The organism is Pseudomonas sp. C2.3V, assembly GCF_058536325.1.
In genome coordinates this window covers 4,047,817-4,061,758 of record NZ_JBZUBN010000001.1, presented here as the reverse complement: position 1 = coordinate 4,061,758, position 13,942 = coordinate 4,047,817, and the positions used below count along the sequence as shown (strand labels likewise).

The 13,942-nt window shown below is 57.2% G+C and carries 13 protein-coding genes and 1 tRNA gene; 4 read left to right on the top strand and 10 right to left on the bottom strand.

Annotation, left to right across the window (positions count from 1 at the left end; genetic code table 11):
• Window positions 1-93: 93 nt before the first annotated feature.
• The 3 genes from AC4LF3_RS19180 to betA all read right to left on the bottom strand — a co-directional run bounded on the left by AC4LF3_RS19180 (window position 94) and on the right by betA (window position 3,375).
• The gene (locus AC4LF3_RS19180; protein ID WP_491836177.1) at window positions 94-1,029 is read right to left on the bottom strand and encodes a DUF808 domain-containing protein; all 936 of its coding nucleotides are present in this window, start codon (window positions 1,027-1,029) and stop codon (window positions 94-96) included.
• A gap of 516 nt (window positions 1,030-1,545) precedes the next feature.
• Window positions 1,546-1,621: transfer RNA gene (locus AC4LF3_RS19175), tRNA-Thr, on the bottom strand.
• A 29-nt stretch (window positions 1,622-1,650) separates the two neighbouring features.
• On the bottom strand, window positions 1,651-3,375 hold the full coding sequence (betA, locus tag AC4LF3_RS19170; RefSeq protein WP_491836176.1) for a choline dehydrogenase: 1,725 nt from the start codon (window positions 3,373-3,375) through the stop codon (window positions 1,651-1,653).
• Here betA and AC4LF3_RS19165 point away from each other — a divergent pair.
• A complete protein-coding gene (locus AC4LF3_RS19165; RefSeq protein WP_256205514.1) occupies window positions 3,374-3,508 on the top strand; it encodes a hypothetical protein in 135 nt (44 codons plus the stop codon). The two genes, betA and AC4LF3_RS19165, sit on opposite strands and share 2 nt — an antisense overlap.
• Here AC4LF3_RS19165 and betB read toward each other — a convergent pair.
• The 6 genes from betB to AC4LF3_RS19135 all read right to left on the bottom strand — a co-directional run bounded on the left by betB (window position 3,490) and on the right by AC4LF3_RS19135 (window position 9,586).
• On the bottom strand, window positions 3,490-4,962 hold the full coding sequence (betB, locus tag AC4LF3_RS19160; protein ID WP_491836175.1) for a betaine-aldehyde dehydrogenase: 1,473 nt from the start codon (window positions 4,960-4,962) through the stop codon (window positions 3,490-3,492). The two genes, AC4LF3_RS19165 and betB, sit on opposite strands and share 19 nt — an antisense overlap.
• Window positions 4,963-4,979: 17 nt before the next feature.
• Complete coding sequence (betI, locus tag AC4LF3_RS19155) at window positions 4,980-5,573, bottom strand: transcriptional regulator BetI (protein ID WP_010796214.1); 594 nt, start codon at window positions 5,571-5,573, stop codon at window positions 4,980-4,982.
• A gap of 193 nt (window positions 5,574-5,766) precedes the next feature.
• Window positions 5,767-7,002, bottom strand: coding sequence for a choline ABC transporter ATP-binding protein (gene choV, locus AC4LF3_RS19150; RefSeq protein WP_288658660.1), 1,236 nt, complete (start codon window positions 7,000-7,002; stop codon window positions 5,767-5,769).
• Window positions 7,002-7,844, bottom strand: a complete 843-nt coding sequence (gene choW / locus AC4LF3_RS19145; RefSeq protein WP_074827222.1) for a choline ABC transporter permease subunit — start codon at window positions 7,842-7,844, stop codon at window positions 7,002-7,004. Before choW ends, choV begins: the two co-directional genes overlap by 1 nt.
• An 88-nt stretch (window positions 7,845-7,932) precedes the next feature.
• Complete coding sequence (locus AC4LF3_RS19140; RefSeq protein ID WP_150348443.1) at window positions 7,933-8,868, bottom strand: choline ABC transporter substrate-binding protein; 936 nt, start codon at window positions 8,866-8,868, stop codon at window positions 7,933-7,935.
• Window positions 8,869-9,325: 457 nt separating this feature from the next.
• Complete coding sequence (locus AC4LF3_RS19135; RefSeq protein WP_074827218.1) at window positions 9,326-9,586, bottom strand: hypothetical protein; 261 nt, start codon at window positions 9,584-9,586, stop codon at window positions 9,326-9,328.
• Between the two features lie 691 nt (window positions 9,587-10,277).
• Here AC4LF3_RS19135 and gbdR point away from each other — a divergent pair.
• Window positions 10,278-11,378, top strand: a complete 1,101-nt coding sequence (gene gbdR, locus AC4LF3_RS19130; protein ID WP_491836174.1) for a choline metabolism transcriptional regulator GbdR — start codon at window positions 10,278-10,280, stop codon at window positions 11,376-11,378.
• A gap of 18 nt (window positions 11,379-11,396) precedes the next feature.
• Here gbdR and AC4LF3_RS19125 read toward each other — a convergent pair whose 3' ends face one another.
• Window positions 11,397-11,645 (bottom strand): hypothetical protein, encoded by a 249-nt coding sequence (locus AC4LF3_RS19125; protein ID WP_010796209.1) that lies wholly within the window; start codon window positions 11,643-11,645, stop codon window positions 11,397-11,399.
• A 588-nt stretch (window positions 11,646-12,233) separates the two neighbouring features.
• Between AC4LF3_RS19125 and AC4LF3_RS19120 the strand changes: the two genes are divergently transcribed.
• Both AC4LF3_RS19120 and AC4LF3_RS19115 read left to right on the top strand, forming a co-directional pair.
• Window positions 12,234-13,211 (top strand): dipeptidase, encoded by a 978-nt coding sequence (locus tag AC4LF3_RS19120; protein WP_010796208.1) that lies wholly within the window; start codon window positions 12,234-12,236, stop codon window positions 13,209-13,211.
• 146 nt (window positions 13,212-13,357) lie between these two features.
• Window positions 13,358-13,888, top strand: coding sequence for a DUF5943 domain-containing protein (locus tag AC4LF3_RS19115; RefSeq protein WP_074827213.1), 531 nt, complete (start codon window positions 13,358-13,360; stop codon window positions 13,886-13,888).
• Window positions 13,889-13,942: the final 54 nt, after the last annotated feature.

Below are 13,942 nucleotides of genomic sequence, written 5' to 3'. Positions count from 1 at the left end.
CAGCCTTTGCAGTTCATGGCGAAGGCTAACGGTAGGCTCAAGTGGCTATGTCACCTGAGCTTACCGTTGTCCTGCCTTTTGATAGGACGGAGCTTAATGGCTGGTGGAGGGTTTACGACGAAGCAGCTTGCTGGCGATGCCGACTACTATCATGACCACTGCGCCGGCCAGGATGCCGAATACAATATTGAACAGCGTAGGCGTCAGTACTCCTAGAGCAGGGCCTATTGCCGGTACGCCTGCAGCCACGTGTTCCAGGGTTTCAATCAGATGATGAAGAGCCGGGATGCCATGGGTCAGAATGCCACCGCCTACCATGAACATGGCAATCGTTCCGACAACGGATAGCCCCTTCATTAGCATCGGAGCCGCATTCACAAGGCCTCGCCCGATTGCCTGTACAGCCGAGCCGCCGCGCTTGGATAGATAAAGCCCAAGATCATCCAGCTTTACGATACCGGCGACCAATCCATAGACGCCAATAGTCATGGCTATGGCAATCAGTGACATGACCACGACTTGTTGCATGAGTGACGCTTCAGCCACGATACCCAGGGTGATGGCAATGATTTCCGCGCTCAGAATGAAGTCTGTTCGAACCGCTCCGCGGATCTTTTCCTTTTCATAGGCCACAAGGTCAATGTTTGGATCAGCGACAGCTTTTACGTGCTCTGAAGAATCGTGACCATGAGAAGGCAAAAACTTATGCGCAAGCTTTTCTGTACCCTCGAAGCAGAGGTACGCACCGCCTAGCATCAGGAGCGGTGTTACCAGCCACGGTGCAAAGGCGCTGATGAGCAGCGCAGCGGGGACCAGAATGGCCTTGTTGATCAGTGAGCCTTTTCCTACGGCCCAGACCACAGGCAGCTCTCGCTCTGCCTTGATTCCAGTTACTTGTTGCGCATTGAGTGCAAGGTCATCACCCAATACGCCGGCTGTCTTTTTTGCAGCCACCTTGGACATGACGGAGACATCGTCCAGTACCGTGGCGATGTCATCGAAAAGTGCAAAAAAACTACCTGCTGCCACAATGGTTTCCTTTCAAGTTAGATGTCCTTCCAGCGCGCGACCGGGCGAGGTTCGGCTCTGGAGCCTGCTTGATAGCGAAGCGGTGCCAGTATAAGCGAGCCGGGCGGTGAAGCTGATCAAGAGACTGAAGTAGGGGGAGGCGAGGTTGATTGGGAGAGGTGCGGCCATTCCTGCGTGCGACCTGCTCCCAGCGGGCTGAATAACATCTCGCTGACTAGGAGCTGTTATTCGAAGCGTCCTTCCATATCACCTAACCAGTCGAATACGTCTCTGTCGGTAGGTGCTTTCAGGAGCTTCATCAATGCCTTAGCCATCGTTTACCTCTCTTCTTCTCTTGTCTCAATAGTCCTGAGTCCCGGAGTGAGTCGAGGTTTCAACAGATGGATGTATAGCATTGTTAAGATGCAACAGAATGTTTCGCCTCTGTTTGCAAAGAGGTAAACCAAGCGTTCTGGCGTAAGAATTTTTTGAGCGCAAAAGAAAAAGGCCCGCATTTCTGCGAGCCTTTGAATTTGATGGTGCCGGCACCAAGAATCGAACTCGGGACCTACTGATTACAAGTCAGTTGCTCTACCAGCTGAGCTATACCGGCATCAATGGGCGCATTATAACGATTCTAAATCAGTTGTAAACCGGTGAATTTGCTCTATTTTCTTTTTTTTCACTTCGAGCCGGTGTTTGGCGTACCGGAGCGCCGTTTGCCATGTAATAGGAGGCGGTGCTACGGGCCAGGGGCTGACGGCCGCGGATGTGGTCGGCAATCTTTTCGCCAATCATGATGGTGGTGGCGTTGAGGTTGCCAGTAATGATCAGCGGCATGATCGATGCGTCCACCACACGCAGGCCTTCAAGGCCATGTACGCGGCCTTGTCCGTCGACGACAGCCATGTCGTCGGTACCCATCTTGTTGGTACAGGAGGGGTGGTAGGCCGTTTCGGCATGCTGGCGCACGAACTCATCCAGCTGGGCGTCCGTTACGCAGTCTGCGCCTGGATTCAGCTCGCGACCGCGATAGGGATCGAGCGCTGGCTGGTGCATGATCTCGCGGGTGAGACGAATGCTGTCACGGAATTCCTGCCAGTCCTGCTCGGTGCTCATATAGTTGAAAAGGATGCTGGGATGCTGGCGCGGATCGCGTGATTTCAGGTGAACGCGACCCCGGCTCGGCGAGCGCATGGAGCCCACATGAGCCTGGAAGCCGTGGGCTTCGATGGCATTGCTGCCGTTGTAATTGATAGCGATCGGCAGGAAGTGGTACTGGATATTCGGCCACTCGAATTCATCGCTGGAGCGGATAAAGCCACCTGCCTCGAAGTGGTTACTGGCGCCGATGCCGGTGCCCTTGAGCATCCATTCCAGACCAATCTGGGGCTGGTTGTACCATTTCAGCGCCGGATACAGGGAGACCGGCTGCTTGCACTCGTACTGCAGGTACATCTCCAAGTGGTCCTGCAGGTTTTGGCCAACCCCGGGCAGATCGTGCACGACGGGAATATCGAACTGGCGTAGCAGGTCACTTGCACCTACGCCGGAGCGCTGGAGAATTTGTGGCGAAGCGATGGCGCCTGCACACAGAAGCACTTCACGGGTGGCATGAACGGTGGTGATATCGCTGCTGTTGCCTTCCAGGAAAGCGACACCGATGGCGCGCTTGCCACTGAATAGGATGCGGTCCGTGGTGGCATGGGTGATGATGGTCAGGTTGGGGCGACCCTTTGCCTGATCCAGATAACCACGGGCGGTGCTGGCACGTCGCCCATTGGGCGTCACGGTACGGTCCATTGGACCGAAGCCTTCCTGTTGATAACCATTGAGGTCTTCCGTACGGGGGTAACCCGCCTGTACGCCTGCCTCGATCATGGCTTCAAACAGTGGATTCACGCCGGGCTTGGAGGTGGTCACGGATACCGGACCGTCACCGCCGTGATAATCGTTCGGGCCGACGTCACGTGTCTCGGCTTTGCGGAAGTAGGGCAGGCAATCGAGGTATGCCCAGTCCTCCAGACCATCAAGCTTGGCCCAGCCATCGAAGTCCATAGCGTTACCGCGGATGTAGCACATGCCGTTGATCAGCGAAGAGCCACCCAGGCCCTTGCCGCGGCCGCATTCCATCCGGCGGTTGTTCATGTGTGGTTCGGGGTCAGTCTGGTAAGCCCAGTTGTACTGGGTGCCCTGAAGCGGGTAGGCCAGGGCGGCAGGCATTTGGGTGCGAAAATCGAGGCGATAGTCGGGGCCACCGGCTTCCAGCAGCAGGACGGTGACGTCTTTGTCTTCAGTGAGACGGGTCGCCAGAACGTTACCGGCAGAACCGGCACCGATGATGATGTAATCGAATTCTTTAGCCATGGTGGCACTCCTCCGTAAAGGGCGTCGAGATTGGCTGCGTGACGCAGCGGCTCGCGCGAAAGCGGTGGGTCATGCGCGTCGGCTGACCCACCCTACGGGTAACGGTGATGCGATTCAGAAGATCGAGGCGTAGTCGCCCAGCTCAACTTGTACGGACTTGATGCGGGTGTAGTTGCCGAGGGTGACTAGGCCATTCTCGCGGCCTACGCCGGAATGCTTGTAACCGCCGACAGGCATCTCGGCCGGGGATTCGCCCCAGGTATTGATCCAGCAGATACCGGCTTCCAGGCGATGAATAACACGGTGAGCACGGGCGAGGTCCTTGGTCACAAGACCCGCCGCCAGACCGTATTCGGTGTCGTTGGCGCGGCGGATTACTTCCTCCTCGGTGTCGTACGCCAGAATGCTCATGACCGGACCAAAGATCTCTTCGCGGGCGATGGTCATGTCGTCACGGCAATCAGTAAAGACCGTAGGGGCCACGTAGCAGCCTTTGGCGAACTCGCCGGTGGTAACACGCTCACCACCACACAGCAAACGCGCACCTTCGCTGCGGCCATGCTCGATATAACGCAGGACGTTTTCCATATGTGCCGTGCTGACTAGCGGGCCGAAGTTGGTTTTTGGGTCTTGCGGGTCACCCAGACGAACGCGTTGTACACGCTCCAGGATCTTGGTCTCGAAACGTTCTTTGAGCGCGCTGGGCACAAAGACGCGGGTGCCGTTGGTGCATACCTGACCGGTACTGAAAAAGTTGGCCATCATGGCAATATCGGCCGCACGGTCGAGGTCGGCGTCATCGAAAATGATCAGCGGCGACTTGCCGCCTAGCTCCATGGTGACTTCCTTGAGCGTCGAGCCGGCAGCGCTGGCCATGACCTTCTTACCGGTGGGCACGCCGCCGGTAAAGGAAATCTTCTCGATGCCCGGGTGCTCGGTCAGGGCTACGCCTACTTCGGCGCCAGCACCGTTTAGCACATTGAACACGCCATCGGGCACACCTGCCTCGGTATAGATCTCGGCCAGCTTGAGCGCCGTCAGGGGAGTGACTTCGCTGGGCTTGAAAATCATGGCATTACCGGCGGCCAGGGCTGGGGCGGATTTCCACAGGGCAATCTGGATTGGATAGTTCCAGGCGCCAATGCCTGCGACCACGCCCAGCGGCTCGCGGCGGGTATAGACAAACGAGGTATCGCGCAGCGGGATCTGTTCGCCTTCCAGTGCAGGGATCAGGCCAGCGTAGTACTCAAGCACGTCGGCACCGGTCACGATGTCCACGGCCTGGGTTTCGGTCAGCGGCTTGCCGGTATCCAGGGTCTCCAGGGCGGCGAGCTCATCGTTACGCTCACGGAGGATATCCACGGCCTTGCGCAGAATGCGGGAACGTTGCATGGCCGTCATGGCGGCCCAGACCTTTTGGCCCTCGGCAGCACTGGCCACGGCCCGATCAACGTCCTTCCGGCTGGCCTGCTGCACGTGGGCGATGACCTCGCCATTGGTCGGATTGATTGCCTGGAAGTTTTTGCCGCTGGTGGCATCGACGTAACCGCCGCCGATGTAGAGCTTTTGAGTGTCGAACTGGGTCATGATGATTCTCTCCCTTTTCAGTCGGCCGCTCGGGCCAGCTGCTGGTCTAGATAATCGAAGGCAATGCGCAGCGCTTCGTCGATGTCGAATTCACCGCCTGCCAGGGCACCGCGCAGCCACAGGCCGTCGATGATTGCGGCCAGGCCGCGTGCGGCACGGCGGGCTTCCTGTGCAGGCAGCGCCTTGTGGAATTCACAGCACAGGTTCGAATACAACCGTGCATCATTGATGCGTTGCAGGCGGTGCAGGGCCGGCTGATGCATGCTGCTGGCCCAGAAGGCCAGCCAGGTCTTCATGGCCGGACCGTTAACCTGACTGTCGTCGAAGTTGCCTTCGATAATGGCGCGCAGGTGGGCGCGCGGGCTGTTATCGGTCAGCGTGGCGCGACGCTCGCGAACCGCAGTGCGCAACGCTGACATCAGATGGCGCATGGTCGCTTCGAGCAGGCCGTTCTTGTCCTGGAAGTAGTGACTGATGATCCCGTTGGATACACCGGCCTTCTTGGCAATGAGGGCAATGCTCGCCTCGCTCATCCCGACTTCGTCAACCGCTTCCAGCGTGGCAGCAATCAGCTGGGAACGACGGATAGGTTGCATGCCGACTTTTGGCATTGCGGTTATCTCCTCGCATTCACGCATCACCTGAGTTATTTTCAGTCTACTGTTTTTTAATTGAACGATCAATCAATAAAAACCTTAAGGCGTGCGTAGACTGACTTTGGGCCTTATAGGTACAAGGCCCAAAGTAGTCGAAAAGCTTATGTCAGAAGGATTGAAGCCGCCCTGGCGAGCGGCAAATCAAGGGTCAGCCTGCTTGGGAAAAGGTGGTGGGTAGAGGAGTCACCTCGGACTCCTCATGACCTTTTTCCAGGTTTTTACCCAAGAGGGCATGATACAGCTCGGTATCTCCAAGAATACCTACCACGCAGCCATTTTGTTGAAGGATCAGCTTGTTGCCGGTGTGGTAACGGATCTCCAGCGCATCGCGCATACGGATACTGGCGTCGACCAGGGTAGGCTGACGCTTGAGCGCTTCGACCGGCTCGCCAGGCGCCCAGCGCTGTACGCTGACACTGTCGCCGCTGCGCCGCAGTGATTTGACGTTGCGTGCATCGCTCAGGCTGGCCCAGTAGTCACGGGTGCTGTCCAGGCAGAGTTCATTGCCTTCGCGGCGGCACTGTTCGATTGGCTTCATGAGGCTGTAACCGCATAGCACATTGAGCGGGTTGGTATGGGCTACGAAGGTTCTTACGTAGTCGTCTGCCGGATTGAGCACGATGTCTTCGGGCTTGCCATGCTGGATGATGCGTCCGTCTTTCATGATCGCGATATTGGTGCCGAGCTTGAGCGCTTCATCTAGGTCGTGGCTGACGAATACGATGGTCTTGTTGACCTTGCTCTGCAGGGCGAGCAGCTCGTCCTGCAGTTGTTGGCGTATTAGCGGATCGAGCGCGGAGAAAGGTTCGTCCATCAAGAGAATGTCGGCGTCCATGGCGAGGGCACGGGCCAGACCGACGCGCTGCTGCATGCCGCCTGAAAGGGCAGAGGGCTTGCTGTTGCGCCACTGGGTAAGACCTACCAGCTCCAGCTTTTCATCGATGATTTTCTTGCGCTCGGCCGTGGAGCGGCCCTGCATTTCCAGGCCGAACCCAACATTCTCCGCAACAGTCAGCCAGGGCATAAGGGCAAATTTCTGGAACACCATGGCGATGCGGGAGGTGCGCATTTCTTTCAGGGTTGAGGGCGAGCAATTGGCGATGTCCACTTCGCTGCCATTGTGCTCGATGAGCAGGCGACCGCGGCTGACTGTGTTAAGGCCGTTGATGCAGCGCAGCAGGCTGGACTTGCCTGAGCCGGACAGCCCCATGAGGACACAGATTTCACCTTTCTGGATTTCCAGGCAGGCATTTTCCACGCCCAGTACCTGGCCGGTCTGCTCGAAGATTTCGGATCGGCCAAGGCCTTTGTCCAGCAGCTCGACGGCCTGTTTGGTCTGTTTGCCGAAGATGACGTCGACATTCTCGAAACGGATTGCGCTCATCAGTGTTCTCCTCTGGCATTGGGCTGCTTGCAGACACGGTCGAGCAGAATGGCCAGCAGTACGATGGCCAGGCCCGCTTCAAAGCCTAGGGCGATATCCGCCGTATTCAGAGCGTTCACCACAGGCTTGCCGAGGCCGTCGGCACCTACGAGTGCGGCAATTACCACCATCGAGAGCGACAGCATGATGCATTGCGTGATACCCGCGGCAATGCTGGGCATGGCATGGGGCAGCTCAATCCGTGTCAGGAGCTGCCAGCGGGAGCAGCCAAAGGCTTTACCGGCATCCATGAGTTCTTCCGGAACGTCCTGAATGCCCAGGCACGTCAGGCGGATCGGGGCGGCGATCGCAAAGATTACGGTAGAGATCAGGCCGGGTACGACGCCCAAGCCGAACAGGGTCAGCGTGGGGATCAGGTATACGAACGTCGGCACGGTCTGCATCAGGTCCAGCAACGGACGCAATGTGGCGAAGAACCAGGGTTTATGGGCCGCTACGATACCCAGCGGCACGCCAATGGCGATACAGACAAGGGTGGCGAAGATGACTTGAGACAGGGTTTCAATGGTCTCCTGCCAGTATCCCAGGTTAATGATCAGAAGTAGCGAGGCGGCGGCAAACAGCGTGAGGGCAAGGCTGCGTTGAATGAGGTAGACCAACGCCACAAGGATCGCGGTCAGGGCCAGGGGGTTGAACCAGAGCAGGGCTCCCGTGGTGCTTGAGATGACGGTAGAAAGGGCATCGGAAATCAGGTCAAAGAATCCCGAGAAGTTCATGATCAGCCAGTCGACAAAATCGGAAATGGCTTGCCCCAGCGGGAGCTTATGGTCGGTAAGGAACATAGATAAAATCCCTGGAGTTGAGTATCAACAATCCAGCGACCTGGATAGCCCGCCTTTAGCGGCCGGGCTGTCCAGGTCGTTGGGGTGGTTACTGCGTGAGCTTGGCCATGACTTCGGAGGCGGGCTTGCCGTCTCGAGTCGTCACCCCGGCCAGCCAGGTGTCCACTACCTGGGCATTTGCCTTCAGCCACGCTTTTGCGGCGGCCTCCGGCGTCTTACCTCCATTGAGTACGTCATCCATGAGCTGGTTCTCCATGCCTAGCGAGAAGTTCAGATTGGTCAGCAGCTTGCCGACATTCGGGCATTCCTGGACGTAGCCTTTACGCACATTGGTGTAAATCGTGGCGCCGCCCAGGTTGGGGCCGAAGTAGTCGTCACCGCCTTCCAGATACTTCATCTTGAATCGGGTATTCATGGGGTGCGGTTCCCAGCCCAGGAAGACGACCCACTGCTTACGACGCTCGGCGCGCTGAACCTGGGAGAGCATGCCCGCTTCGCTGGACTCGACCATCTTGAACTTGCCCAGGTCGAACGCATTTTTGTCGATCATGCTCTGAATCAGGCGATTGCCGTCATTACCCGGCTCGATGCCATAGATCTTGCCGCCGAATTTGTCGGCATTCTTGACGATATCGGCAAAGGTCTTCACGCCGGCGTCGTACACGTATTCCGGGACTGCCAGGGTGTATTTGGCCCCTTCGAGGTTGGCGCGCAGGGTTTCGACACTGCCGTTGTCGCTGTAGGGCTTGATATCGGCCGCCATGCTCGGCATCCAGTTACCCAGAAAGACATCGATATCCTTGTTTTGCATCGACTTGTATGTCACAGGAACGGAGATCATGTTGGTCTTGGTCTTGTAGCCCAGCGACTGCAGGATTTCGGACGTTACGGCGGTAGTGACGGTAATGTCGGTCCAGCCGACATCGGCAAAGCGAACGGTGGCGCAGGATTCGGGCTCGGCCGCCTGGGTCAGAAGCGGGGCGCCTAAGCTCAAGGCCAGTAGTAACGCATTGCAACCTTTCATGGTGAATGTCTCCTTCCTGATGCTGCCGCGCATGCACAAGGCATAGGGCAACAAATCGTGGCAGACGGGCGTGGTTCGGCAAGGGTCAGGCCGATGTACTCCGCTGCGTGATGGGTTATCTGTAACCGATCGTTCATCAACCGCCTACCAGTCACGTCGCATCCAGTGCAGGCGGCGTCGTAACCAGAGGTCGAGGCGTCGTAGCCAGCACAGTTGTGCCGTATGGCAGGCCCTGACCGCGGCAATTTCATGATCGGAGTGTTCGTTAAAACAACGGGTGAAACAGGGCGGCCGGAAAGAGCCGTGCCTGAGACGGCGGAAAGCGGTCCAGAGGTAGGGACTTTTGCCTTCTGGGTGACCTCACAAATGAGAGAGAATCCATTCATTGAGGGAGAGGGTCTACCGGTAAGAGGCAGGGCACCTGAGCGGCCTGCCTGATAAACCCAGGTTTCACGCATCAAAGCGCGAGCGCTTCCCTGTGACCAAGGGAGCATGCCTGGACATTTCCGGTTTCTAACGGGAAAGCGACGGCGACCTCTGCCCTGGAATTGGCGCAAAGGTAAAGCGAGAAGGTGCCCGGTTCGGTGCCGAGTAGTTTTATCGTTTTAATAGCCATGGCAGCCAAGCTGTCTGGTTCATCCAGTTTCATCGAGCCGGCAAGCCGTGCTCGAAATAGAGATAGCGTCTTGCGAGATGGCCGGTCGCCATGCTCAGTCATTCAGGTTACCCAACATCCAGGCAGCCGACAATGTTGCAACCTGTTGCTGCGCCTGTTATGTCCCAAACGCTGTTTTTGCCTCTACGTGTACAGGCTAAAGACATGCAGACCATGGCCTATAGGGGCTGTAGGCGATAGGACAGTTAATAGTTCTTTTTATTGATTATCGGGGAGGCCTAAAAGGAATAGATATGCTTTTTGAGGGGGATTTCACGTTAAGTGATGAGCGCACCGCAATGCGATCCGTGGGTAATTAGTGAGCCTGAACTGAATTTGCACACGCCGGGAAAGCTTTGCCACCTTTTGGCGCATCTTTGTGCAGGGGACTGCTTGGCAGAAAGCGAAAATTCGATCCGCCCTTTGTTACTGTAGAAATCTTTTTCCACACAAGCCAGCTCTGCGAGTTGCTACGGATTTGCACACGGACACAGCCTGCCATGACCCATCGGTCACTGATGGCCTTTGGCACTACCAGCCTCGGAACCGCTTTGCCAAGCATCTTCTTTCTTTTTAATTGAATGGCTGTTCAAGGTAGGCATGACATTTGCGAAGCCTCTATCCAAGGTCATACGGCCTGGCGGTGTTACATCCCGTGACAACGGGTGATTCCGTCAGCAGCTGGACACGACTCACGACGATAAAAAGAGCCTCGATGAGGCCATACCGGGCTTAGCGTGAAGAGGGCGTTCCAATGTCATTAAATCAAAGTCAGCCACAACACCGTGTTCCGCAATCCATCGGGTTCCTGCTGCTGGACAACTTCACCCTAATCTCACTGGCGTCGGCGATAGAGCCACTGCGGATGGCCAATCAGCTGTCGGGTCGTGAGCTGTTCCGCTGGTCTACGCTCAGCCTGGATGGCCGTCCGGTCCAGGCCAGTGACGGCCTGCAAATTACTCCGGACAGTGCTGTCGCGGCTGCACCGGCCATGGACATGGTCATCGTGTGTGGCGGTGTGGGCATTCAGCGAAGCGTCATGCGTGAACATGTGAGCTGGCTGCAGGCGCAGGTACGGCAGGGCCGCAAGCTGGGCGCTGTCTGCACGGGCAGTTGGGCGCTGGCCAAGGCCGGACTGCTCGATGGTTACGAGTGCAGCGTGCATTGGGAGATGCTGGCCTCCATGCAGGAAGCCTTCCCGCGTGTATCGCTGACGACGCGGCTATTCTCCATCGACCGTAACCGCTTCACGTCATCGGGGGGTACGGCTCCCATGGACATGATGCTGCACCTGATCGGCCGTGAGCACGGTCGCGAATTGTGCGCCGCGATTTCTGAAATGTTCATCTATGAACGTATCCGCAACGAGCAGGATCATCAGCGTGTGCCGCTCAAACATATGCTGGGCACCAATCAACCCAAGCTGCAGGAAATCGTCGCGCTGATGGAGGCCAACCTGGAGGAGCCCATTGACCTCGACGAGCTGGCCGTCTACGTGAATGTGTCGCGTCGCCAACTGGAGCGCTTATTTCAGAAATACCTGCACTGTTCGCCGTCGCGCTATTACCTGAAGCTGCGCCTGATTCGAGCCAGACAGCTGCTCAAACAGACCACCATGTCCATCATCGAAGTGGCATCGGTATGCGGATTCGTTTCCACGCCGCACTTCTCGAAGTGTTACCGGGAGTATTTTGGGATTCCCCCGCGTGATGAGCGGCAGGGCGTATCGATGGGGCAGCCTGTGATGCTGGTGCCGGTTCCGCAGGAGTTGGCCTTACTCCCGACATCCTCGGCCCTGGCCGCGCTCAGTCAGGCGCAAGGAGAGTCGACGTTTGCCAGTGTAAGGCTTGGCTGATAGACGTGCTGCTCTGGCCTAGCGATGCTGGGCCAGGGCAGGTAGCAGCTGACGAGCAATAGCTTCGCGAACGGACGGTAATAGTGTCGCATGACCTGACAGGAGTTCTTCGACCAGACGCCGCAGGGCTGTGACTCGTTCAGGGTTCAGCCCGCATAGCGCCTGCTGGCAGGCTTGCTCGGGAGTAGTACCCGACGGTACGGCGATACCCAGTGCAATCAGGCGGTCCCTGAAGTCGTCCTGGTCGATTAGGTCTGCATGCATCATGACGAATCCTCCGTTAAGTCCCGTACCGATTCTTGGCAGCGGTCAACGGCAAGGCAAGTGCACAAGACGGTACTGGATACATGCAGGTCGCTTTCCAGTAAGCAGAGCGCCTGATGGTTATTTATCTGTAATAAAACGAAAGTCTAATGGCGTCAGGGAGGGGCAATATGTCACAGGGTGATTTTGGGAAGGTGCTGCTAAAGTAGCGCTTCTTGTCGAGTTGAGCCGCTTAGCTCCTCGAATTTCCGGGAAAAGCGCCCTTACGCTTGGTCTGGACGAAACACACTGAGGCCCAACAGGGCATTTTAACCCCGCGTGCTTGCTAAGGCATTGCGGGGTTTTTTTTCGACATTTTTTCGCTTTTCCGTCCTTCGTCTGCATTAGAACGTTCTGCTCCAGGCGTCTGCCCGGCTTTTGGCTGGCGCTGGAGACAGGGCGCGGTCAGCCGTTACTGCCTGTTGAACGCGCATTGACGCTTCTGGTAATCCCCCTGTCGTTTTTACGCGATAGCGCAGAAAACCTGAGGGATATGCTCCTTTCAAAGCGTCGGCACATGATCCGGCGTCGCGAAACCTGGGAGCTGCCCTGATGAATGCCACTGAACTGCACGCCGACAGCATCGTTATCGACGGGCTGATCATCGCCAAATGGAACCGTGAGCTCTTTGAGGACATGCGCAAGGGAGGGCTGACGGCAGCCAACTGCACCGTGTCGGTCTGGGAAGGCTTCAAGGCGACCGTGGACAACATCGCGGCGCAAAAGAAGCTGATGCGCGAAAACAGTGACCTGGTCATGCCGGTCTACACCACCGCTGACATCCGTAAGGCCAAGTCTCAAGGCAAGACCGGCATCATCTTCGGCTTTCAGAATGCCCATGCCTTTGAGGATCAGCTCGGCTACGTAGAGATCTTCAAGCAGCTGGGCGTAGGCATCGTGCAGATGTGCTACAACACCCAGAACCTGGTAGGCACAGGTTGCTATGAGCGCGACGGCGGTCTGTCCGGTTTTGGCCGAGAGGTCGTTGCCGAAATGAACCGCGTCGGCATCATGTGCGACCTGTCCCATGTCGGCAGCAAGACCTCTGAAGAAGTCATCCTCGAATCCCAAAAACCGGTCTGTTATTCCCACTGCCTACCGTCCGGCCTGAAGGAGCATCCACGCAACAAGTCCGACGAAGAGCTTAAGTTCATTGCCGATCATGGTGGTTTCGTGGGCGTTACGATGTTTGCGCCGTTCCTGGCCAAGGGCATCGAATCCACTATCGATGATTATGCCGAAGCCATTGAGTACGTGATGAATATCGTTGGCGAAGACGCCATCGGCATTGGTACCGACTTTACCCAAGGCCACGGCCAGGACTTCTTCGAATACCTCACCCATGACAAGGGTTATGCCCGTCGATTAACCAACTTCGGCAAGATCGTGAACCCCTTGGGCATCCGCACCGTAGGCGAATTTCCCAACCTGACCGAGACGCTGCTCAAGCGAGGCATGTCCGAGCGCACTGTGCGCAAGGTCATGGGCGAGAACTGGGTAAGGGTACTCAGCGAGGTGTGGGGCGAATAAGTCATTTCATTTCTTGAAGATCCGCGGCTGGATCCCGCCATGACCTGATTCAGCCTGCACTGATCTTCGACGATCACCGGTAGGGTGGATCAACCGTACCGCGGCGTAGCCCACCCTACACAAGCACATTCGTTTGGAGTTTCACCATGGCCACACATGCTCCCGAAATGCCAATCCAGGTCGACGACGAAACCGGCGTCTGGACCACCGATGCACTGCCCATGCTGTATGTACCGCGTCATTTCTTCGTCAATAACCATATGGGGATCGAAGAGGTGCTCGGTGCAGAGAAGTATGCCGAGATTCTTTACAAGGCTGGCTACAAGTCCGCCTGGCACTGGTGCGAGAAAGAGGCCGAGTGCCATGGGCTGGTTGGCGTCGAGGTGTATGAGCACTACATGAAGCGCCTCTCCCAGCGCGGCTGGGGACTCTTCGATATCGAGCAGATCGACGTGGATGCCGGTACGGCCCAGGTTCGGCTGCGGCACTCCGCCTTCGTTTACGTGTACGGCAAGGTCAACCGCAAGGTGGATTACATGTTTACCGGCTGGTTTGCCGGGGCCATGGACCAGATCCTCGCCGCCAGAGGCAGCGCGGTCCGTACCGTGGCCGAGCAGGTGTACAGCGGGGCGGAAGAAGGCCATGACGACGGCCTGTTCGTGGTGAAGCCGCTGTAACGGCGCAATGAACGATAACAAGACCGACCGTGCGTAATTCGCTGAGATGAGGTG